The 20,592-nt window shown below is 72.4% G+C and carries 16 protein-coding genes; 9 read left to right on the top strand and 7 right to left on the bottom strand.

What is annotated here, in order from left to right; genetic code table 11:
• The first annotated feature begins 69 nt into the window (after window positions 1-69).
• The 4 genes from ACWEQO_RS02335 to ACWEQO_RS02320 all read left to right on the top strand — a co-directional run bounded on the left by ACWEQO_RS02335 (window position 70) and on the right by ACWEQO_RS02320 (window position 5,126).
• Window positions 70-1,659, top strand: coding sequence for an MFS transporter (locus ACWEQO_RS02335; protein ID WP_361448501.1), 1,590 nt, complete (start codon window positions 70-72; stop codon window positions 1,657-1,659).
• A gap of 102 nt (window positions 1,660-1,761) precedes the next feature.
• Window positions 1,762-2,409 (top strand): TetR/AcrR family transcriptional regulator, encoded by a 648-nt coding sequence (locus tag ACWEQO_RS02330; RefSeq protein WP_452977970.1) that lies wholly within the window; start codon window positions 1,762-1,764, stop codon window positions 2,407-2,409.
• 231 nt (window positions 2,410-2,640) lie between these two features.
• Entirely contained in the window at window positions 2,641-3,693 is a 1,053-nt protein-coding gene (locus ACWEQO_RS02325; protein WP_361448507.1) for an endonuclease/exonuclease/phosphatase family protein, read from the top strand.
• A gap of 152 nt (window positions 3,694-3,845) precedes the next feature.
• Window positions 3,846-5,126, top strand: a complete 1,281-nt coding sequence (locus ACWEQO_RS02320; RefSeq protein WP_452977966.1) for an MFS transporter — start codon at window positions 3,846-3,848, stop codon at window positions 5,124-5,126.
• Here the strand turns inward: ACWEQO_RS02320 and ACWEQO_RS02315 are convergent.
• Entirely contained in the window at window positions 5,035-6,858 is a 1,824-nt protein-coding gene (locus ACWEQO_RS02315; protein WP_452977963.1) for an NAD+ synthase, read from the bottom strand. The two genes, ACWEQO_RS02320 and ACWEQO_RS02315, sit on opposite strands and share 92 nt — an antisense overlap.
• Window positions 6,859-7,006: 148 nt before the next feature.
• Between ACWEQO_RS02315 and ACWEQO_RS02310 the strand changes: the two genes are divergently transcribed.
• A complete protein-coding gene (locus tag ACWEQO_RS02310) occupies window positions 7,007-7,462 on the top strand; it encodes an RrF2 family transcriptional regulator (protein WP_361448516.1) in 456 nt (151 codons plus the stop codon).
• Window positions 7,463-7,517: 55 nt separating this feature from the next.
• On the opposite strand, the gene ACWEQO_RS02305 is transcribed toward ACWEQO_RS02310, so the two are convergent.
• Window positions 7,518-8,708, bottom strand: a complete 1,191-nt coding sequence (locus ACWEQO_RS02305; protein ID WP_452977960.1) for a globin domain-containing protein — start codon at window positions 8,706-8,708, stop codon at window positions 7,518-7,520.
• A 351-nt stretch (window positions 8,709-9,059) separates the two neighbouring features.
• On the opposite strand from ACWEQO_RS02305, the gene ACWEQO_RS02300 reads away from it, so the two are divergent.
• A complete protein-coding gene (locus ACWEQO_RS02300; protein WP_452977957.1) occupies window positions 9,060-10,421 on the top strand; it encodes a glutamine synthetase family protein in 1,362 nt (453 codons plus the stop codon).
• Between the two features lie 39 nt (window positions 10,422-10,460).
• Here the strand turns inward: ACWEQO_RS02300 and ACWEQO_RS02295 are convergent, their stop codons facing one another.
• On the bottom strand, window positions 10,461-10,679 hold the full coding sequence (locus tag ACWEQO_RS02295; RefSeq protein ID WP_452977954.1) for a DUF397 domain-containing protein: 219 nt from the start codon (window positions 10,677-10,679) through the stop codon (window positions 10,461-10,463).
• Complete coding sequence (locus ACWEQO_RS02290) at window positions 10,676-11,551, bottom strand: helix-turn-helix domain-containing protein (protein ID WP_452977951.1); 876 nt, start codon at window positions 11,549-11,551, stop codon at window positions 10,676-10,678. The genes ACWEQO_RS02295 and ACWEQO_RS02290 overlap by 4 nt, the downstream gene beginning before the upstream one ends.
• Window positions 11,552-11,782: 231 nt before the next feature.
• On the opposite strand from ACWEQO_RS02290, the gene ACWEQO_RS02285 reads away from it, so the two are divergent.
• The gene (locus tag ACWEQO_RS02285) at window positions 11,783-12,157 is read left to right on the top strand and encodes a type II toxin-antitoxin system RelE/ParE family toxin (protein ID WP_452977948.1); all 375 of its coding nucleotides are present in this window, start codon (window positions 11,783-11,785) and stop codon (window positions 12,155-12,157) included.
• Entirely contained in the window at window positions 12,154-12,522 is a 369-nt protein-coding gene (locus ACWEQO_RS02280; RefSeq protein ID WP_452977945.1) for a helix-turn-helix domain-containing protein, read from the top strand. Before ACWEQO_RS02285 ends, ACWEQO_RS02280 begins: the two co-directional genes overlap by 4 nt.
• 203 nt (window positions 12,523-12,725) lie before the next feature.
• Here the strand turns inward: ACWEQO_RS02280 and ACWEQO_RS02275 are convergent, their stop codons facing one another.
• A complete protein-coding gene (locus tag ACWEQO_RS02275; protein ID WP_452977942.1) occupies window positions 12,726-13,664 on the bottom strand; it encodes a TauD/TfdA dioxygenase family protein in 939 nt (312 codons plus the stop codon).
• 698 nt (window positions 13,665-14,362) lie between these two features.
• Here ACWEQO_RS02275 and ACWEQO_RS02270 point away from each other — a divergent pair.
• Window positions 14,363-15,094 (top strand): response regulator transcription factor, encoded by a 732-nt coding sequence (locus tag ACWEQO_RS02270; RefSeq protein WP_452977939.1) that lies wholly within the window; start codon window positions 14,363-14,365, stop codon window positions 15,092-15,094.
• An 8-nt stretch (window positions 15,095-15,102) separates the two neighbouring features.
• Here the strand turns inward: ACWEQO_RS02270 and ACWEQO_RS02265 are convergent, their stop codons facing one another.
• Together ACWEQO_RS02265 and ACWEQO_RS02260 are read right to left on the bottom strand one after the other, a co-directional pair.
• Window positions 15,103-17,679 (bottom strand): LuxR C-terminal-related transcriptional regulator, encoded by a 2,577-nt coding sequence (locus ACWEQO_RS02265; protein WP_452977936.1) that lies wholly within the window; start codon window positions 17,677-17,679, stop codon window positions 15,103-15,105.
• The gene (locus tag ACWEQO_RS02260) at window positions 17,676-20,099 is read right to left on the bottom strand and encodes a LuxR C-terminal-related transcriptional regulator (RefSeq protein ID WP_452977934.1); all 2,424 of its coding nucleotides are present in this window, start codon (window positions 20,097-20,099) and stop codon (window positions 17,676-17,678) included. The genes ACWEQO_RS02265 and ACWEQO_RS02260 overlap by 4 nt, the downstream gene beginning before the upstream one ends.
• Between the last annotated feature and the right edge of the window lie 493 nt (window positions 20,100-20,592).

Here is a 20,592-nt window from a genome sequence, read left to right as displayed (position 1 = left end):
CGGCAAGGTCTCGGCAAAAGGGTTTCGATACGAGACGGTCTCGTATCGGAACGGTCCTACGGTGGCCGTATGACTTCTCCCGCCGCCCCGGCCCGCCGCATACCGGAACACGTGCACCGGCGCCGCTGGGTGATCCTCGGCGTGCTCATCCTGAGCCTGCTGATCGTCGTCCTGGACAACTCGATCCTGAACGTCGCCATCAAGACGATCTCCACACCCGCCCCCACCGGCCTGGGCGCCACACAGAGCGAGCTGGAGTGGGCGATCAACGCCTACACGCTCGTCTTCGCGGGCCTGCTGTTCACGGCGGGCCTGCTCGGCGACCGGCTCGGCCGCAAGAAAGTGCTGCTCGGGGGCCTCACGGTGTTCGGCATCGGCTCGGCGCTCGCCGCGTTCTCCGGCACCCCGGCGGAGCTGATCGGCTTCCGCGCGCTGATGGGCCTTGGCGCCGCTTTCGTGATGCCGGCGACACTGGCCGTGCTGATGAACGTCTTCGAACGCGAGGAGCAGCCGAAGGCCATCGGCATCTGGGCGGGCGGGGTGGGGCTCGCCATCGCGATCGGCCCGGTCACCGGCGGACTGCTCCTGGAGCACTTCTGGTGGGGCTCGGTCTTCCTCGTCAACGTGCCGATCGTGCTGACCGCGCTCGCCCTGATGCTGTGGCTGGTGCCGGACTCCCGCGACCCGGACCCCGGCCGGATCGATCCCGTCGGCGTCCTCCTGTCCGTGGTCGGTCTGGTCCTGCTGGTCTACGGCATCATCAAGGGCGGCCAGCTCGCCGACTTCACCGACGCCACGGTGCTGGCGACCACCGGCGCCGGCCTCGCCGTGCTCGCCGCGTTCGTGGTGTTCGAGAAGCGCAGCACCCACCCGTCCATCGACATGGCGTACTTCGGGAACAAGGTCTTCTCGGCCGCGATCGTCGCGATCGCGCTGGTCTTCTTCGCGCTGCTGGGCGTGATGTTCTTCGCGGTGTTCTACACACAGAGCGTGCGCGGGTACACGCCGCTGGAGACCGGCCTGCTGATGCTGCCGCTGGCCGCCGCACAGATGATCTTCGCACCGCGGGCCCGGCTGCTGGTGGACCGCTTCGGCAACCGGGCGACCACCACCGGCGGCATGCTGCTCCTGGCGGCGATGCTGGCCGGATTCGGCCTGCTGGACGGGGACACGCCGATCTGGATCCTCGAGGTGATCTTCTTCCTGATGGGCGCCGCCATGGCGAACATCATGACGCCGGTCAGCGTCGTGATCATGCAGACGCTGCCGCGGGAGAAGGCGGGTTCCGCCTCCGCGCTCAGCAACACCTTCCGCCAGCTCGGCGGCGCCCTGGGCATCGCCGTCCTCGGTTCGGTGCTGTCCACCGCGTACCGCTCGCACATCGAGGACAAACTGGTCCTGCTGCCGCCGGGCCTGCGCGAGACCGCCGGCGAGTCCATCGAGGCCACCCTGGGCGTCGCGGCCCGGCTCGGCCCGCGCGGTGACGCCCTGGTCGGACCGGCGAACGACGCGTTCCTGCACGCCATGCACATCACGGCACTGGGGGGAGCGGGCGTCGCGGTGATCGGCGCGATCGTCGTCGGGCTGTTCCTGCCGGGCCGGACACCGGTGCCCGAAGGGGACGAGAAGAAGGAGGAGTTGGTGTCGACGCGGGAGTGACGGCCGAGGGATGGTGGGCCGGCCCGCCGGACACCGGGGAGAATCCTCCCAGCCGGTCGTTCCGGCCGATCACCCCCGGTCCCAGGGAAAGGACGCAGCGACGTGAGCCTCGCCGACACCGACACCGGTACCGGTGCAGACGCCGATCCCCGGCCGTGCGGGCCCGCCCGGGGCCGCCCCCGCAGCGAGGCGGTGGAACGCGCCATCATCGAGGGCGCGATGAAGCTCCTGGAGGACGGGGTGCCCCTGGCGGAGCTGTCCATCGAGCGGATCGCCCGCACCGCCGGCGTCGGCAAGGCCACCATCTACCGCCGCTGGAGCGGCAAGGAGGAACTCTTCGTCGACGTCCTGCGGGCCGCCGAACCGGTCGACCCCGAACTCCCCGGCACCTCCATGCGCGACGACCTCGTCGTCCTGCTGGAGTCCCTGCGCCGGCGCGGCCTCGCCAGCAGGTCCTCGGTGATCCTGCACAACGTGCACGCCCAGATGAAGAGCAACCCGAAGATCTGGGCCGCCTACCACAGCACCGTCATCCTGCCGCGCCGCCGGCTCGGCCTGGAGGTGCTGCGCCGCGGCCGGGAGAACGGCGAACTCCGCGCCGACGTCGACCTCGAACTGCTGAACGACATCATCGTCGGCCCCCTGCTGGTCCGCACCCTCCTGCGCCCCGACGCCGGACTGCCGGACGGCCTCGCCGAACAGGTCGTCGACACCCTGCTCCAGGGCCTGCGCCCCGTCGACGCGGCCTGACCGCCCGGCCGGGCCCGTCACCACACCCGTCACGCCCTGCCTCAGCCGCCCCGATGTGCGCATTCCGTCACAGAGTGCGCTTTCCATGATCCCGTCCGGAACTCCCGGAGCCCTCCCGCTCGTCCTCGCCTCCGTACGGCCGTCGACGGACGGCGGGAAAGGCGTCGATCATCCCCTAGGGTCTTGCACACGGGGGGCGACGGTGTGCACGGCAAGGTGTGAGGCGACGGTATGGCGCAGCAGGCGTACGCGACGGAGACGGACAACGGAGGTTCGGGACCCGAGCGTCGCGCTCCCGGGCTCCGGCGCCTGTGGGACCGTCTGACCCGGGGCTGGCGCGGGGACCGCCGCATCTGGCGCCGGGGCGTGGTGCTGACCGTGTTCGCGGTGCTGCTCGCGCTGGTCATGATGGCCCGCTCCCACATCCCCAACGTGGTCGGCAACCTGGGCAGTCTGATCGAGACGTTCCTGCCCTGGCTGGGGCTGGCCGTCCCGGTCCTGCTGCTGCTGGCCCTGGTCCGCAGGTCCGCCACCGCCCTGATCGCGGTGCTGCTGCCCGCGGTCGTCTGGCTGAACCTCTTCGGCAATCTGCTCTTCGACCGGACCGGCCCCGGCGGCGACTTCACGGTGGCCACCCACAACGTCAACGCCGAGAACCCGGACCCCTCCGGCACCGCCCGCGACGTCGCCGCCTCGGGGGCGGACGTCCTGGCCCTGGAAGAGCTGAAGGCGTCCGCGGTCCCGGCGTACGAGAAGGCGCTGGCGCCGACGTACAAGTACCACGCGGTGGTCGGCACGGTCGGGCTGTGGAGCAAGTACCCGCTGAGCGACGTGAAGGCCGTCGACATCCGTCTGGGCTGGGAGCGCGCGATGCGGGCCACGGTGACGGCGCCCGAGGCGCAGGTCGCGGTGTACGTCGCCCACCTCCCCTCGGTGCGCGTGAAGTTGGAGGCCGGCTTCACCGCGCGTCAGCGCGACAAGAGCGCCGACGCACTGGGCTCCGCCATCGCCCGGGAGCCGCTGGAGAACGTCGTCCTGCTCGGCGACCTGAACGGCACGATGAACGACCGCGCCCTGAACGCCGTCACCTCCCAGATGCGGTCCACCCAGGGGGCCGCGGGCAGCGGGTTCGGCTTCAGCTGGCCGGCGGCGTTCCCGATGGCGCGCATCGACCAGATCATGGTCAAGGGCGCGGAGCCGGAGAGCTCGTGGTCGCTCCCGAGGACGGCGAGCGACCACCTGCCGATCGCGGCCCGCGTGAAGCTCGCCACACCGGGCGACTGAAACCCCAGGTCAACCCCGTCCGTACGGCCGTCGGCAACCTGGGCGTCGATCACCGGAACACCGGACCTGAGAGGCTTTGTTCCGCACTTGAACATATGAACGCGCGGAACGGCGCGGAACAGCGCGGAACCCAGCCCCGAAAGGTCCCCCTCATGCCCCTGGCCCTGCTCGCCCTCGCCGTGGGCGCCTTCGGCATCGGCACCACCGAGTTCGTGATCATGGGATTGCTCCCGGACGTCGCGGACGACCTCGGCATCTCCATCCCGAGCGCCGGCCACCTGGTCTCCGCCTACGCCCTCGGCGTGGTCGTCGGCGCCCCGCTGCTCGCCGCCGCGACGGCGAGGATCTCCCGGCGCACGGTGCTGATCGCCCTGATGGTCCTCTTCGTCGCGGGCAACGCGCTCTCGGCCCTCGCCCCCGACCACACCTGGCTGCTGGCCGCGCGCTTCCTCAGCGGTCTCCCGCACGGCGCCTTCTTCGGCGTGGGAGCGGTGGTCGCCGCCGACATGGTGACCCCCGACCGCAAGGCCCGCTCGGTCTCCCTGATGTTCCTGGGCCTGACGACGGCCAACGTGGTGGGCGTGCCCGCCGCCACCTTCATGGGCCAGCACCTCGGCTGGCGGGTGACCTTCCTCGCCGTCAGCGCGATCGGCCTGGCCGCCATAGCCGCCCTGGCCCTGCTGGTCCCGGCCGACCACACCCCGGCCGCCCCCACGGCCGGGCTCCGCGGCGAACTGGCCACCCTGCGCTCCCTGCCCGTCTGGCTGGCCCTCGGCACCACGGTGGCGGGCTTCGGCGGACTCTTCGCGGCGTACAGCTACATCACGCCGATGCTGACGGACTCCGCCGGCTACGCCGAAACGAGCGTGACGCTGCTGCTCGCCCTGTTCGGCGTCGGAGCCACGGCCGGCAACCTGCTGGGCGGCCGGCTGGCCGACCACTCCCTGCGCGCCACCCTCTTCGGCGGCCTGGCCGCGCTGACGGCGGTCCTGGCGCTCTTCCCCCTCCTGATGCGCACCGGGGCCGGGGCGGCCGTGGCCGTGACCCTCCTCGGCACGGCCGCCTTCGCCACCGGCTCCCCGCTCCAGCTGATGGTGATGGAGAAGGCCGCGGCGGCCCCCTCCCTGGCCTCGTCCGCCAACCAGGCGGCCTTCAACCTGGGCAACGCCGGAGGCGCCTGGGTCGGCGGCCTGACCCTCGCGGCCGGCTTCGGGACCACCTCCCCGGCCCTCGCGGGCGCCCTGCTGGCCGCCCTCGGCATCGGCGTGGCCGCGGTGGCCCGCACGGTGGACCGCAGGACGTCACCCACCGCGGCCCCGGCCCCGAACCGGGACCGCGTCGTCACCGGTCACGTACCCCAGCAGACGCAGTCCCCGGCTCCCCGGCAGACTCAGACGCAGGCCCCGGCCGCTGCTCCCGCCAGCCGCTCGTGATCGGCAGCCGGCGGTCCTTGCCGAACCCCTTCGGGGAGATCTTCGTCCCCGGAGGGTACTGCCGCCGCTTGTACTCGGCCCGGTCGACCATCCGCAGCGTCTTCGCCACCAGCTCCGCGTCGAACCCGCCCGCGACGATCTCGTCCGCCCCGCGGTCCCGGTCGACGTACAGCTCGAGGATCGCGTCGAGCACCGGGTAGTCCGGCAGCGAGTCCGTGTCGACCTGGTCCGGCCGCAGCTCGGCACTGGGCGGCTTCGTGATCGAGTTCTCCGGGATCGGCGGCGTCTGCCCCCGCTCCCGGGCCACCCGGTTCCGCCACTCGGCGAGCCGGAACACCGACGTCTTGTACACGTCCTTGATGGGCCCGTACGCCCCCACCGAATCCCCGTACAGGGTCGAGTAACCGACGGCCAGCTCCGACTTGTTGCCCGGCGCCAGCACGATCTGGCCCTCCTGGTTGGAGATCGCCATGAGCGTCGTCCCGCGCAGCCTGGACTGCAGGTTCTCCTCCGCCAGCCCGGACAGTCCCAACGCCCCCATGGAGGCGTCGAACATCGGCTCGATGCTGACTGTCCGGTAGTTCAGCCCGGTCCGCCGCGCCAGTTCCGCCGCGTCGTCCTTGGAGTGCTCCGAGGAGTACTTGGACGGCATCGAGACGCCGTACACGTGCTCCGGACCCACCGCGTCGCAGGCGATCGCGGCGACGAGCGCCGAGTCGATGCCGCCGGACAGTCCGATCAGCACGGACTCGAACCCGTTCTTCTCGACGTACGCCCGAAGTCCCGTGACCAGCGCGGAGTACACCTCCTCGTCGTCGTCGAGCGGCTCGGCCCGCGTCCCCTTCCGCTCCGCCGGGTAGGCGGGCAGCGGCGCCTCGGACAGGACGACGCGGTCGATCCGCAGCCCGTCGTCGACGACCTCGCCGGAGGCGGGCGCGTCGGCGGCGGCCGCCGGCAGGTCGAGGTCCAGCACCACGCACTCCTCGGTGAACTGCGGTGCCCGCGCCACGACCTCGCCGTCCTGGTCGACGACGATCGAGTCCCCGTCGAAGACGAGGTCGTCCTGCCCGCCGGTCATCGCGAGGTAGGCCGTCGTGCACCCCGCCTCCCGGGCCCGCCGGCGCACGAGCTCGAGCCGGGTGTCGTCCTTGTTCCGCTCGTACGGCGAGGCGTTGACCGACAGGAGCAGCCCGGCCCGCGCCGACCGGGCGGCCGGCACCCGCCCGCCGTCCTGCCACAGGTCCTCGCAGATGGCGAAGGCGACGTCCACGCCGTGCAGCCGCAGCACGGGCAGGGTCTCGCCGGGCACGAAGTACCGGAACTCGTCGAAGACGCCGTAGTTGGGCAGGTGGTGCTTGGCGAAGCCCAGCACCACCTCACCGCCGTACAGCACGGCCGCCGCGTTGCGCGGCGCACCGGCGGGCCGGCCGTACCTCGGCCGGTCGGCGGCGCTGCGGTCGAGGTAGCCGACGAGGACGGGCAGCTCCCCGAACCCCTCCTCGGCGAGCCGCACGGCCAGGGATCGCAGGGCCGCGCGGGAGGCCGACACGAAGGACGACCTCAGGGCGAGGTCCTCGACGGGGTACCCGGTCAGCGCCATCTCCGGGAACGCCACGAGGTGGGCTCCCTGCTCGGCGGAGTGCCGGGTCCAGCGGACGATCGCCTCGGCGTTGCCGGCGAGGTCGCCGACGCGCGAGTCGATCTGGTTCAGGGCGAGACGTAGTTGAGGCACGCGGCCCAGTGTAATCACCTGTAATCGTCAAACCGACGCGATGGGGTGGGAGGCCATGCCGGGGCGGCCACGGACCCCGCCCGAAAACTCCACAGAACTCCCGTCGGATAATTTGTATGCCGGATGCGCATTACCTACCCTGCCCGGTATGAGGCTGCTGCGCTCCACCGACCTCGCCCTGCGGGTCCTGATGCGCCTGGTCGTGGCGGGCGACTCCCACCCCGGCTCCCACCCGACGACGCGCGATGTCGCGGCGGCCGTCGACGTGCCCTACACCCACGCCGCCAAGGTCGTCGCCGAACTCCAGCACATGGGACTGCTCACGGCCCGGCGCGGCCGGGGCGGCGGCCTCGCCCTCACGGAGCGGGGCCGCACCGCCTCGGTGGGCGCCGTGGTCCGCGCCTTCGAGGGGGAGGGCGACGTCGTCGACTGCGAGGGCACCTCGTCCCTCGCGGCCTGCCCGCTCCGTTCCGGCTGCCGGCTGCGGGGCGCGCTGCGGCGGGCCCAGGAGGCGTTCTTCGCCTCGCTGGACCCGCTCACGGTGGCGGACCTCGCCACGGGCCCCACGGGCCCGCTCCTGCTGGAGATCTCCCGGGCGCCCTAGGCCTGCCCGTCCGGTGGACGCCCCCCGTCCACCAGGCAGTCCTCCCGGGGCGTGCTCAGCCCCGCTGGGCCAGCCACAGGTCCGGCCCGAACACCTCGTAGTGGATGTCGGCCGGGGCGACGCCCTTGCCGATCAGCTGCTCCCGCACCGTCCGCATGAACGGCAGCGGACCGCACAGGTAGGCGCGCGTACCCGGCGCCACCGGCACGTCCGTGAGGTCGACGTAGCCGGTGGAGGCGCCGGCCGGGGCGTCCTGCTCGTACCAGAAGTGCACGCTGGAGTCCGCCAGCTTGGCCGCGTACCCCTCGTGGTCGGCGCGCAGGGCGTGGTCGGCGGGGGAGCGGTCGCCGTGCACGACGGTGACCGGGGCCCGGTGCCCGCCGTCGGCGAGGTGCGCCAGCATCGCGGTCATCGGGGTGACCCCGATCCCCGCCGAGGCCAGCAGGAGGGGGGTGTCCGGCTCGGCGTCGAGGACGAGGTCGCCGTACGCCTCGGACAGCTCCAGGACGTCACCGGCCCGCACCCGCGCGTGGAGGTGGCCGGAGACCTCGCCCTCGGGCGTTCCGTCCTCGTCGTGCACGCGCTTGACGCTGAACTGCCGCTCGCCGGGACCGGGCGCCCCCGACAGGCTGTACTGGCGGATCTGCCGGGCGCCGTCGTCGAGGGCGACGCGGACGGAGACGTACTGGCCCGGGCGGAAGTCCCGCACCGGACCCCCGTCGACCGGGCGCAGCCGGAAGGAGGCGACGTCGGCGGTCTCGGTGACCCGCTCGACGACCTCCCAGGCCCGCCAGCTCGGGCCGCCCTGCTCCTCGTAGAGCCGCTTCTCGACGGCGATGAGGGCGTTCGCCATCAGCCAGTAGACCTCCTCCCAGGCGGCCGCGACCTCGGGGGTGACGGCCTCGCCCAGGACCTCCGCGATGGCGGCGAACAGGTGCTCGTGGACGACGGCGTACTGGTCCGGGGTGATGCCGAGGGAGGCGTGCTTGTGCGCGATGCGCTGCAGCATCGCGTCGGGCCGGTCGTCGGGGTGGTCCAGCAGGTGCGTGGCGAAGGCCGCGATGGAACCGGCGAGGGCTTCGCGCTGGGTGCCCGCGGCCTGGTTGCCGCGGTTGAACAGGTCGCGCAGCAGCTCGGGGCGGGCGGCGAACATCCCGGCGTAGAAGCGCTCGGTTATCTCGCCGAGGGCCGCTCCGACGGCGGGGAGCGTGGCACGGACGGTGACGGCGGACTGCTCGGACAGCATCAGGTCTCCTCGTTCTCGACTGCCTGCGCCTCCCATTAAAACTTGCATCTGAAATACCAATTAAGGGGGGTGGGGTTGAGCCGGTCATGGGGACCCTGCTGAAAGGCGCCGCGCCGACGACAGGGCGCCGACGGCGTACCGGAGCCGCGCCCGCCGTTACGCACACCGGCCCGAACGGGCAAGATGGACAACGGGCACGAGGAACCACGGGGCCGTCGGGCGATCATGGTCGGCAACATGCGTGAAACCCGGATGTGGTGGGATGGCCCGACTGCCCGACCGCAGCCCGAGGAGGCCATCCGTCGAGGCACAGAAGAGGCGGTCCGACCGGCGATGATGGGGAAGCGGAAGATGGACAAGCAGCAGGAGTTCGTGCTCCGGACGTTGGAGGAGCGCGACATCCGGTTCGTACGGCTGTGGTTCACGGACGTGCTGGGCTTCCTGAAGTCCGTGGCCGTGGCCCCGGCCGAGCTGGAGCAGGCCTTCGACGAGGGCATCGGCTTCGACGGCTCGGCGATCGAGGGCTTCGCCCGGGTGTACGAGTCCGACATGATCGCCAAGCCGGACCCGTCGACGTTCCAGATCCTGCCCTGGCGTGCCGAGGCGCCCGGCACGGCCCGCATGTTCTGCGACATCCTCATGCCGGACGGCTCCCCGTCCTTCGCCGACCCGCGCTACGTCCTCAAGCGCGCTCTGGCCCGCACCTCCGACATGGGCTTCACCTTCTACACCCACCCCGAGATCGAGTTCTTCCTGCTGAAGGACAAGCCCCTCGACGGCAGCCGCCCGACCCCCGCCGACAACTCCGGCTACTTCGACCACACGCCGCAGAACGTCGGCCAGGACTTCCGCCGCCAGGCCATCACGATGCTGGAGTCGATGGGCATCTCGGTGGAGTTCTCCCACCACGAGGGCGCCCCCGGCCAGCAGGAGATCGACCTGCGCTACGCGGACGCGCTGTCCACGGCCGACAACATCATGACGTTCCGCCTGGTCATGAAGCAGGTGGCGCTGGAACAGGGCGTGCAGGCCACGTTCATGCCGAAGCCGTTCTCGGAGCACCCGGGCAGCGGCATGCACACCCACCTCTCCCTCTTCGAGGGCGACCGCAACGCCTTCTACGAGTCGGGCGCGGAGTACCAGCTCTCCAAGATCGGCCGCTCCTTCATCGCGGGCCTGCTGAAGCACGCGGCGGAGGTCTCCGCGGTCACCAACCAGTGGGTCAACTCCTACAAGCGCATCTGGGGCGGTTCCGAACGCACCGCCGGCGCCGGCGGCGAGGCCCCCTCGTACATCTGCTGGGGCCACAACAACCGCTCGGCCCTGGTGCGCGTCCCCATGTACAAGCCCGGCAAGACCGGCTCGGCCCGCGTCGAGGTCCGCTCGATCGACTCCGGCGCCAACCCGTACCTGACCTACGCGCTCCTCCTGGCCGCCGGCCTCAAGGGCGTGGAGGAGGGCTACGAACTCCCGCCCGGCGCCGAGGACGACGTCTGGGCCCTCTCCGACGCCGAACGCCGCGCCCTCGGCATCGAACCCCTCCCGCAGAACCTCGGCGAGGCGCTCACCCTGATGCAGCGCAGCGACCTGGTCGCCGAGACCCTCGGCGAACACGTCTTCGACTTCTTCCTGCGCAACAAGAAGCAGGAGTGGGAGGAGTACCGCTCCGAGGTCACGGCCTTCGAACTCCGCAAGAACCTGCCGGTGCTGTAACGCTCCGCTGCGGCGCGGAAGGGGTGGCCGCGCTGGCGGTCACCCCTGGCCCGCGAACCCTGCCCTTCCCAGGAAGTCCGCCCAGGCGGCCGGGGTGAGTGTGAGCCGGGGTCCCTGGCTGTTCTTGGAGTCCCGGACGAGGACGGTGTCGGGGGATATGGCGACCTCGATGCAGTCGTTGCCGTCGCCGCTGCTGCTGTAGCTGCTCTTGAACCAGGTGGGCGCGGTGGTGCTCCGGGCGGGAGGGGTGCCGGTCATGACTCTCCAAGCATCTGTTCGATGAAGGCCCGTGACTCTCGGGGCGTGAGGGCCTGGGCGCGGATCATTCCATAGCGGAGTTCGAGGATTCTCAGCTGTTTCGGGTCGGTCACCGGGCGTCCGGCGAACGCCCCGTCGGAGCGTCCGACCGCCGTTCCGTCGGAGAACTTCAGCACCTCGATCAGTCCGCCCGTCCCGAAGTGGTCCTCGCAGTCCGTCGGCATCACCTGAATCGACACGTGTCGCAACTTGCCGAGTTCCAAAAGGTGTTCGAGCTGTCGACGCCACACTATTGTGCCTCCGACCGGACGGCGGAGCGTCACTTCTTCCTGGACGAAGCTGAGGGCGGGTGCCGGTGACCTGTCGAAGACAGTGCGCCGGGCCAGCCGGGCGGCCACCATGCGTTCAGTCTGCTCCTCGGTGTGAGCCGGAAGCCAGATGTCGAAGAGTGCCCGCATGTGCTCCTCGGTCTGCAACAGGCCGTGGATGTTGTGGTTGCTGTAGAGCCCGATCTCGACCGCGCCGGCTTCCAGCTTCGCCAGTTCCCGCACTTTTTTCGGGTACCTGACCTTCGCCACGTCCTCCGACATCGCGGCGAGCAGTCCGCCCGCGCCCAGTACCTCATCGGCCTTCTCCAGGTACTCGGGGCGGGGGATGCGGTTGCCGGCCTCGACCTTGTAGGCGAGGTCCTCGCCGTATCCCATCGCCGCCGCGAAGTCGGCGACCCGCATGCCCACGGACTCCCTCCGCAGCTTCAACTGCCGCCCCACCGTGGTGATGACGGCCACTCCCCACTCGTCGTCCGGGTCGACCTCCCAGCCCGGCTCGTCCGTCTCGTCCCTGACCTGGACCGCCTCATCGTCCACCGACATCCGCACCCCTCCGTCGTACGCGTCGCGTTGCGAGGCCTCTCACGTTAGGTGTGGCGATGACGGTGGGTGAGGGACAGAGGGGAGCGGTACACCTACGAGTGATCCGGGGGTTGGTGAGACCGCGCTCAAGGCGGCGAAGGCGGTGCTCGAGAGGGGTGGCGGGGGAGCGCCGCAGGTGGCACGGCGTACCTCCCATCGGCGCCTCATATAGATTTCTGTATAGTGGTGAGCGTGGAAGATCGATGGTCGATCGAGATCGAACCGGAGGTTCGGCGATGGCTGGAGCTCCTGGCGGACGCGCATTACGACAAGGCTGAACGTGCTGTTGACATGCTCGCGGACCAGCCGACCACTCTGGGGGAGCCGTACGCTCGTCACCTCGGCGGCAAGGTGCGAGAGCTGCGCTTCACCATGGATGGCAATGCCGTCCGTATCACGTACTGGCTCGCTCCCGACCGGCGCATTGTGCTGCTGACGGTGTTCCGCAAGGCCAAGCAACGTGAGAGTGGCGAGGTCGAGCGTGCCCAGCAGGTGCAGAAGGTGTGCGAGGCCGAGCATGGTCCTGCCGAGCACGGCTACGACCGGACGGAGGAAGGGAACCCATGAACCACTCCGAGTGGAAGACCCGCCGGACCAGGAAGCTTCTGGGAGAGACGGTCGAGGAATCCGCCGCCTACGTCGAAGCCGGTTACGCCTTCGCCCTCGGCCAGGCTGTCCATGACCGGCGTACCGCGCTCGGCCTGTCGCAGGCCGAGCTGGCGCGGCGGGCGGAGATGACTCAGCCGCAGATCTCCAACATCGAGGGCGGAGACTCCGTACCGACTCTGCCGCTGCTCACCCGTCTGGCCAAGGCTCTGGACGCGGCGCTGACCATCGACCTGGATCGTGACACGTCGGCTTTCACCTTCACCCCGCACGGACGCCATCAGCCGGAGGAAGCGCTGCCGGATGGACGAGACTCGGCAGCTTGAGTCACGTCCGCAGGGTGAGACCGGTCTCGGCAACGCCGAACTCATGCCCAGGCTGGAGGACATGTACCGCGCCTGTACGGAACGGGAGGACCGCGCCGAACTCACCGAGACCACCAGCCTGCTCCACGCCCTCGCGGTCTCGGCTGCCCGGCCCCGTCGGCCGTGCGGGGGCGGGAACCCTGCACGGCCGACGGGGCCGGTGATCAGAAGGGGCGGTCGCCCGCGATGGCGACGCGTTCGGCGACTCGGCGGTGGGGGCCGTAGTCGTTGACCGCGTAGTGCTGGGTGGCACGGTTGTCCCAGAACGCCACGTCGCCGGGCTGCCAGCGGAAACGGACCTGGTACTCGGGGACGTGCGCCTGCTGGAAGAGGTAGCGCAGCAGGCGGTTGCTCTCCTCCTGGGGCATGCCGGTGATCCGGGTGGTGAAGGAGACGTTCACGAACAGCATGCGCCGCCCGGTGTCGGGATGGGTGCGCACGACGGGGTGCTCCACGGGAGGGAAGTGATCCTGGTGGGGCGCGAGCCGTTCGGGACCGTAGAACCGTGCGAAACCGGGGATGAAGTCGTGGACGGCGCGGGCGCCGTCGATGCGGTCCTTCACCTCCTGCGGGAGGTTGTCGTAGGCGGCGGCCATGTCGGCCCACAGGGTGTCGCCGCCGGCCGGCGGCACCTCGCGCAACTGGAGGACGGCGCCGAGCGCCGGCCGCTCGCGGAAGGTGACGTCGGCGTGCCAGACGTTCTCGAACGTCGGAGTGGAGCCGCTGCCCTTGTCGAAGCGGACGACGTCCTCGCTGGAACCGGCGGCGAGCAGCGGGTTGGTCTCCAGCTCGCCCCAGTGGCGAGCGAAGGCGCGCTGCCGGTCGGAGGCGAGGTGCTGGCCGCGGAAGAACAGCACCTTCCACTCCAGCAGGGCCCGGTGGAGTTCGGCGCGCAGCTCGGGGCCGAGCGGGCGGGACAGGTCGACCCCTCTGATCTCGGCGCCGATCGTGCGCGCCTGCGGCTCGAGCTCGAACAGCTCGTAGGGCCGCTCCTCCCAGCCCTCGGGCACCCGGCGCAGGACGCGCCGTCCTTCGTAGAGGCCGTCTCCGGGGATGCGTGCCTCACGCAGGGTGGCGGGCGGTGCGGTGTTCGTGACGGTCATGGGAGGTCCTTCCTCTGTACACGGGGTACGGGGTACGGGGTTCGAACGGGCCGGCCGTTTCGGGGCGCGGAGCACGGGCCGTCCCGGCGTCGCGTACGCCGAGGGGCACACCCGCCGTGCGCGGGTGTGCGGGATGGATTGCCGGGGGGCCCGGGAAAGGGGTGGTGCGGGGCCGTCGGTCGGGAAGACGGGGGCGGGCCCGGGAGGTGAGGGGCCGGGCCTGAGTCAGAGGGTGCGGTCGGCTATCGGCCGGAGCGCTCGCAGCCGGTTCGATCCGGGACGCGCAGCGCCACCGACATCCTGACGAACCAGTACGTGGTCATGGCGACGATTGTGTGATCTTGCCCGTGTTCTGTCAACGGGTCCTGTCCGGCGGCCGTGCTCGCGACACCGGTTGGGACCGCCCGGTCCTGTTGCTTCTGCCTGCGGAGCGGGTTCCGGTGGTCTTCGGGTTCTTCGGCTCGAGTTTGTTCCGTGAGGCCGCGGTGGGCGGGCAGGTGTGTGGATGGCCGAGATCTTGTGGGTGGCGGGTGAGGGTGGGGGTGGAATGACCGTATGTCGCGGAGTGGTGACTGGATCGTCGATCTACTGCAACCCTCGCGGTGGCGCAAAACCGCACCCTGCCGGGACATAATCGCTGGGATTGTGCGACGGGGGCTCGGTGGGGGAGCCGGTCGGCGGATGGACAGGGGCGCTGGATGAACCAGGGATCGGTCAGGGTCGCGGTCGTGGCGCGGGGCGAGGTCGCGCGCAGTGGGCTCGCAGCCGTGCTGGAGGAGGCGGCCCACGTGAAGCAGACCACCGTCTTCCGTCCCGAGGAGTTCACCACGGCCTCACCCGAGGACGCCGTCCAACTGCTCATCCTCTCCTGCGACGTGCTGGTGCTCTGGTGTGTGAACGGCACCGGGGAGGGCGAGGACGCGTGGGCCGCCGAGCTGGCGGAGGTCGTCCGCCGCAACGGGGTCCGGGTCCTGCTGGTGCTGCCCAGCGCCGAGGTGCGGCGCGCCGTGTCCGGCACGGTCGTGGCCTGTGACGGAATCCTCGACCAGGACGCCCTGACCGGCGAGGGGCTCGACGAGGCCCTGCGGAAGGCGGCCGAGGGGATCCGGCCGGCGGTGCCGGCCGGGCGGACGGTGGCCGCCCCCCGGTCCTCCCGGCCCGTCCGGTCCGCCCGGGGCGCCGTCGGGCCGCGGAACCGGTTTCCGCGGAGGCAGCTCACCGAGCGGGAGACGCGGGTGCTGGAACTGCTGGTCGAGGGGCTCAGTAACCGGCAGATCGGGCAGGCCCTCGAGGTGTCCGAGCACGTCGCCAAGCGCACCGTCGCGCTCGTGCTGGCCAAGCTCGACTGCCCCAACCGCACCCAGGCCGCCGCGGTCGCCCTGCGCGAGGGGCTCGTGGGCACGGGTCCGGGGGAGGCCCTGGGCGCGTAGGGGCGTGCTCACGGGTGGCCCAGCGCCACCGCGAGGTCGGGGCGGCCGTTGATGCCCAGGGCGCGGTAGGTGCGCGTCAGGTGGAGTTCGACGGTGCGGACGCCGATCGACAGCTCCTTGGAGATCGCCGTGTTCGACCGGCCCTCCGCCGCCAGCAGGGCGACCCGCAGCTGAGCCGGACTCAGCCGTGCCCGGTTCGAGCCGGGCCGGCCGGCGAGCCGGGCGGCGACCTCCTCGGTGAGCGGGAACGGCCGGCCCTTCCGGACCGCCTCGTCGAACAGGCGCCGCGCCTCCGTCGGCCGGCCGGCGTCGAGCAGGGCGGAGGCCAGCGCGACCAGCGCCCGGGCGTACAGTCTCCGGGCCGGCATGCCGGCGAGCAGACGTACCGCGGTCCGCAGGTGCCCGAGCGCCGTACGGTCGGGGAGGGCCGGTCCCGCCCAGAGGTGGACGGCGCCGACCGCGCCCGGCGCTCCCCAGGACCGGGCCGCCGTGAGGCTCTCGGCCACCAGGCGCTCCGCCGCCTGCGGGGCCGCGCAGGCCGCCTCCGCCATGGCGAGGTGCGAACGCCAGGGAAGGACGGCGGGGTTCACACAGCCGAGGGGCCGCAGAATCCGGCCGCACTCGCGCAGCTGCGCCCTCGCCTCGGAGCTCCGGCCGGTGCGCAGGCAGAGGACGCCCCGGGCGAACAGCAGGTGGGCACGGCCCAGACCGTGCCCGTTGCGGTCCGGCGGGGCCTCCGTCCGGGCCGACCGCGCCAGCACCGACTCCGCCAGGTCCGTCCGTCCGGACTCCAGGGCGACGAGTGCCTCCACCGCGGTCAGTCTCGGCAGCGCCCGCGGATGCCAGTGGTGCCTGGGCACTTCGGTGACCGCCTCTGCCAGCCGCTCCCTGGCCTGCTCCAACTCGCCTGTGCGTAAGGCGATTTCCGTGAGTCCCAGCAGTGCCTGCCCGGTCACGGGGCTCACTTTTTGCCGTCGCGCCTCGGCCGTGAGCCGCTGCAGCCCGGACCGGGCCAGCGCCACGTCCTCGGTGACGGCGAGCACGCGCGCGGCGAACAGCCGGGGAGTGAACAGCCCGTTCTCCGCCTGGAGCAGCACGGTCCCGGCCAGTCGGCGGGCCTCGCCGATCTTCCGCCCGGCCAGACAGTGCCGCCAGGCCCCGGCCGCGGCCCGGGTCGCGTCGAACTCCGGCGTCCCCCGGTCGTCCCGCGGGCCGGGGGCCAGGGCCTCCGGTGCCGGTCCGGGCGGGCAGGTCTCCGCGGCCAGTGCGTGCAGGCCGCGCAGCGTGCGCCGCTCGGCCTCCGACGTCGTCCGCGCCGCCGCCGCGCCGAGCGCCGCCGCCGCGTCGTCCCCGGCGCGCAGCGCCAGCATGTCGGCGGCGAACAGCAGGGCCCCGGACCGGTCCGGGACGTCGGTCTCCCGCAGGATCCGCCGGAATCCGCGCTCGGCCGCCGTCGGCCGCCGCGACGACTGCGCCTTCGCCAGTTCCAGCAGGACGTCCGTGCGCAGCCGGCCGGCCGCTCCGCGGTCCAACGACCGTTCGAGGAACACCACCGCCGCGTCGTCCTCGCCGGACCGGCGCGCGGCCGCACCCGCCGCGTGGAGCGCGCCGGGCACCCAGGGCTCGTCCAGCGAGGTCCGCGCGGTCAGCCGGCCGAGCACGTCCTGCGGGAAACCCTCGCGGTGCGCCAACCGCGCGGCACACTCGTGGAGTTCGCGGCGCCGGTCGCCGTCCAGGAGGCCGAGTGCCCGCTCGGCCACCAGCGGGTCGTACAGCCGGGGCCCTGCGGCGGCGGAGTCGAGCAAACCGGTGACGGCCGGTTCCGTGCGCGCCTGCTCGCCGTCCGGCACGGAGAGCCCGGCCAGCTCGCAGACCTGGCGGAACGAGAAGTGCCCCGCCGCCACCGCGCTCGCCGCAATGAGCGCGGAGGCCCGCGCGGACGCCCGCGCCAGTACGGTCCGCAGATGGTGCCGGCCCGTCCGGTCGGCGAGTGCGGCGAATTCGGCGGCTTCGGGGGGCGGTCCGGGCCGGCGCCGGAGCGCGGCGCACAGGACCGCCGGGTTGCCGCCGGTCGCGGCGGTCGCGGTCGGCAGGAGCGAGTCGGCCGCCTCCTCGCCGTACGCCCGTACGAGCAGGGTCCGTACGGCGTGCTCGGTCAACGGGCGCAGCGACAGTTCGTGTGCGGGGCCGGTCCGTGCGCCGAGCGGCGCCGGCCCGGAGTTCTCGGAGCCCTCGACGACCACCCACAGCGCGGGTCGCGGCTCCGGGTGGCCCGCGGGGGGTGTGGGCCCCTTCGATGTGCTCCGGGTGTCGTCGGTGAACAGGGCCGACGGGCCGCCGGGTGAGGCGGGTCCGGTCGGTCCTGGTGCGGTGAGGACGTGCAGGCCGGCCTGCCGGGCGAGGGCCGCGCCCTCGGCGAGCAGGGCGCTGCGTCCGGTGCCCGGGCGGCCGCGCACCAGGACGGTCGCCGTGTCGCCGTCCGCGACCCGGCGCACGGCCCGCTCCAACGTGGCCAGTTCCCCGGCCCGTTCCAGGAGCCCGTCGGGACCGCCGGATGAACTCGGTTGCTGGAGAGGCCGGTTCACCGCGTCCCGCCGGGCACTCGCGCCTCGGCGGGCCGCGGTCCGTGCGCCGGGAACCACTTCACGAGGCCGGCCCGCCCGGGGACGCCGAGCTTCCGGTACACGTTCGTCAGGTGGTACTCGACCGTGCGTACCGTCAGGTGCAGGGCGTCCGCGATCGCCCGGTTCGACTTCCCGGCCGCCGCCAGTTCCGCCACGGGACGTTCGGCATGGCTGAGCGCCGCCAGGGTGTGCCGGCCCTCCGCCGAGCGGAGCGCGCACCGTGCCTGTTCGGCGACGGAGGTCAGGCCGTACCGCACGGCGATCGCCAGCGCCGCGCGCAGACGGGCGGGCGCACCTTGGTCAGAGCGGTGCAACAAGGCTTTCCCGAGGCGGAGTTCGGCCAGGGCGTGGGACTGCCGGTCGGAGCTCTGCGCCAGGACCCGGGCGCTCTCGGTGAGCAGTTCGACGCAGCCGGCCGGGTCGGCCGAGACGCCCCGGGCCAGCAGACCCAGTCCCGTGCTGCGGGCCGTCGGCCATCGCTCGGCCAACTGCATTCCGAACTCGGCCCGTCGGGCGGCGGCACCCGGTCGGCCCAGCCGCATGAGCAACTCGGTGCTGTGCACCCACCAGAGGCTGAACACCGGATTGTCCACGCCGGCGGCGGCGAGACCGGCCCCGGACCGCTCGAGCAGACGCAGGGCCTGCTCGGGCCGGCCGCGGCCACGTTCGACCAGGGCCAGGGCCGTCAGACGGTGGTGGTGCTCCCAGACGCAGTCGTCGAGCCGGCGGCCGTCGAGCCGGAGCAGCACCTCCTGTGCCCGGTCGAGGTCGCCCCGGGCGACCAGGGCGCGGGCGAGGGTGATCGACGCCAGCCGGCTCCGCCCCGAGGCGCCCTCCGTCTCGGAGAGACGGGACGCGGCCGACGCGGCCTCGGCGGCCTCGGCCGCCCGGCCCGATTCGAGCAGCACCAGGGCCCGCGCCGACGCCGCGTGGCACTCGGCCCAGGTCTCCTCGCGTTCGGCGCTGTCGGCGGCGGTCCGCTGCAACTGGTCGAGTGCGGTCGCGGTGTCGTCGGCCAGTGCGAGGACCTGCGCCGCGGCGACCCTGGCCCAGGCGGTGTGCGGCCGCCCGGACCAGAGGACCCGACGGGCCTCGGCGACCGCCGTCTCCCGCGCCTCCGGCCCGGGGGCGGTCAGCGCGGTGCGCAGCGCGCGGACGGCCAGGACCATGCGCTCGGTCGGGTGGTCGGTGAGGACCGGGACGGCGGAGGGGACGGGGGCGGGGACAGTACCGGTGGTCGGGGCCCGTCGTGCCCGACCGGTCGGCGGACCGTCCTGAGGGCCGGGGCCCAGCTCACACAGCAGCGCGTCGAGCGCGGCGGGGGTGCCGGAGGTGCCGTGCACCATGAGGGAGGTGAGCCGGAGCAGGTCGGCGGCACGGGCCCGGACCGGAGGATCGTCCGTGCCGGGGGGCGTCCCGGCGAGGTGGGTGAGGTGTTCCCGGGCGGCCAGGGGATCGATGTCGACCAGCGCGGTGGCGAGGTCCATGCGGACGGCGGCATCCTCGGGGTCGGCGGCGTGGAGCCGCGTCAGGTAGGACACCGCGGCAGCAGGGCGGTCGTGCCGGGCGGCTGCCGCCGCCTCCTTGAGGACGGCACGCATCCAGGAGCGGTCCAGCGTGCTCTGCCCGAGCAGCAGGCCGGCCACCTGCTCGGCCGGCTTGGCCGCGTCGTTGAGGATCTCGGCGGCCTGGGCGCGCATGCGCTCCCGCTCGGCCTCGGGCAGGGTGCCCAGCAACGAGGGGGTGCCGCGGGCCGGTACGGGCCCGGGGAGCAGGCCGTGGGCCCCGGCCTCCGCCAGGAGCCGGCCCGTCGCCTTGGACGGGAGCCCGGCCAGGGCGCCGACGAGGTCCGGGTCGGTGCTGCCGAGTGCCGCCGCCGCCCGGGCGACCTCGAGCAACCGGGGATCGTGCAGGGCGAGTTCGGCCAGTTCGTCGTCGGCCGGCCGGGCGGTGTCGGCGGGCCGGAGGCCCACGGCGTCGATGACCGTGCAGTAGTCCCGCGTCGCCAGTTCGTGGAACGCCGCAGCGGCGGGCCCCGGCAGTCCGGGAGGCAGGTGCAGCAGGACGGTCAGCGGCTGCCGGTGGGTGGTGCGCATCAGGTGGTCGATGAAGCGGAGCGTGCCCTCGTCGCACCACTGCGCATCGCCGATGGCGAGGACGAGCGGCCCGCGCGCCAGCAGCCCGCAGACCAACGAATGGGTCGCGTAACGGACTTCGTGCCCCGGCGGCGAGGCGCCGAGCAGGCGGCGCAGCACGGCGTGCTCCGTGCCGGCCGCCTCACGCCGACAGCCCACGCGCCGTACGTTCGCCTCCCGTCCGTACGTGGCACTGACATGGCGGACGATGGCGTCCACCGAGCCGCGGCCGGGGGAACCCAGCATCACCACGCAGCGTGCGCCGCGGTGTTCGCCACGGACCGGACAGGCGGACGGCCCGCATGGCGTGGCGGCCGGACCGGCGGCGGTTCCCGTTCCGAGCGGGCGGGAACGGGAGGCAGGGAACGAGAGGACCGAGGGGACCGGGGCAACCGGATGCGCCGACTCTGATCGTCTCGAACTCATAATCATTACGATATGACAGTGCTGTGACTTTTTGTTGAGGGCGCCGGGTCTTCGTGTCCAGGCGGCTCGCTGGGGTCAACCGGCCAGGAATGGGCCGTACTTGGCCGGCTCCGCTGATGAATGGAGGCTCCGTGCGGCTCCTGGAGCGGATGAAGGATCTCGACACGGTCCACCACGCGATGAACGGTGCGCAAGCAGGCGACAGCGTGCTCATCGCGGTCACCGGAACTCCGGGCACGGGGCGTTCGTCCTTCCTCGACGCGGTAGCGGCCCACGCGGAACGGCACGGCTTCCTCGTACGGCGGGCCCGGGG

This window comes from Streptomyces sp. NPDC004051, from assembly GCF_053604275.1.
Note: the sequence above shows the minus strand (reverse complement) of the source record. Positions and strands in the feature narration are given on the sequence as shown.

What these genes read in the sequence shown, in the direction of transcription:
- ACWEQO_RS02280 (WP_452977945.1), top strand. Translation starts at nt 12,154, where the DNA reads ATGAACCACTCCGAGTGGAAGACCCGCCGGACCAGGAAGCTTCTGGGA.
- ACWEQO_RS02295 (WP_452977954.1), bottom strand. Translation starts at nt 10,679, where the DNA reads ATGACCGGCACCCCTCCCGCCCGGAGCACCACCGCGCCCACCTGGTTC.
- ACWEQO_RS02275 (WP_452977942.1), bottom strand. Translation starts at nt 13,664, where the DNA reads ATGACCGTCACGAACACCGCACCGCCCGCCACCCTGCGTGAGGCACGC.
- ACWEQO_RS02300 (WP_452977957.1), top strand. Translation starts at nt 9,060, where the DNA reads ATGGACAAGCAGCAGGAGTTCGTGCTCCGGACGTTGGAGGAGCGCGAC.
- ACWEQO_RS02310 (WP_361448516.1), top strand. Translation starts at nt 7,007, where the DNA reads ATGAGGCTGCTGCGCTCCACCGACCTCGCCCTGCGGGTCCTGATGCGC.
- ACWEQO_RS02260 (WP_452977934.1), bottom strand. Translation starts at nt 20,099, where the DNA reads ATGCTGGGTTCCCCCGGCCGCGGCTCGGTGGACGCCATCGTCCGCCAT.
- ACWEQO_RS02270 (WP_452977939.1), top strand. Translation starts at nt 14,363, where the DNA reads ATGAACCAGGGATCGGTCAGGGTCGCGGTCGTGGCGCGGGGCGAGGTC.
- ACWEQO_RS02290 (WP_452977951.1), bottom strand. Translation starts at nt 11,551, where the DNA reads ATGTCGGTGGACGATGAGGCGGTCCAGGTCAGGGACGAGACGGACGAG.
- ACWEQO_RS02335 (WP_361448501.1), top strand. Translation starts at nt 70, where the DNA reads ATGACTTCTCCCGCCGCCCCGGCCCGCCGCATACCGGAACACGTGCAC.
- ACWEQO_RS02325 (WP_361448507.1), top strand. Translation starts at nt 2,641, where the DNA reads ATGGCGCAGCAGGCGTACGCGACGGAGACGGACAACGGAGGTTCGGGA.
- ACWEQO_RS02320 (WP_452977966.1), top strand. Translation starts at nt 3,846, where the DNA reads ATGCCCCTGGCCCTGCTCGCCCTCGCCGTGGGCGCCTTCGGCATCGGC.
- ACWEQO_RS02305 (WP_452977960.1), bottom strand. Translation starts at nt 8,708, where the DNA reads ATGCTGTCCGAGCAGTCCGCCGTCACCGTCCGTGCCACGCTCCCCGCC.